The 635-nt window shown below is 42.0% G+C and carries 1 protein-coding gene; it reads left to right on the forward strand.

The window, feature by feature from the left end; genetic code table 11:
- Nucleotides 1-618 (forward strand): IS5 family transposase (locus Xedl_RS19975; RefSeq protein ID WP_074025470.1); only part of this gene is annotated, 618 nt, incomplete at its 5' end.
- Nucleotides 619-635: the final 17 nt, after the last annotated feature.

The raw sequence follows: 635 nt of genomic DNA on the forward strand, positions 1-635 counted from the left end.
GATTTACCCGAGGAATTCGGAAAATGGAATACCCTTTTTAAGCGTTTCAATGCCTGGTCAAAAAAAGGGGTTTTTGAGCTATTATTCAAATTGTTATCTGAGAATACGGATACCGAGTGGTTATTCATTGATGGCAGTATTGTGCGTGCTCATCAACACAGTTCAGGAGCCGTATCACCGGAAGATGAAGCCATTGGCAAGAGTCGGGGTGGGCGTTCTACAAAAATTCATCTGGCTGTAGACAGTTACGGGTTGCCCGTGCATTTTGAGCTGTCAGGGGGCCAAACACATGACATTGTTCATGCGGAAAGTTTAGTTGCACATTCACCCACATCCGATTTTGTGATTGCGGATAAAGGTTACGATAGTAACGTGTTCAGAAGATTCGTTGAAAAACGAGGTTCGAAAACAGTTATTCCTTATCGAAAAAACAGCCGAAAATCGGATAAGAATATTGATGATGTTTTATACCGTTATCGGCATTTGGTCGAAAATGCGTTTGCCAGAATAAAACATTTTCGAGCTATTGCGACAAGATACGATAAATTAGCCCGAAATTATGCCAGCATGTTGGCGCTGGCATTTGTCATGATATGGCTACCCATGTGGGTTGAGTAAAGGATAAACGGTAAACG

It is taken from the genome of Xenorhabdus eapokensis, assembly GCF_001908105.1.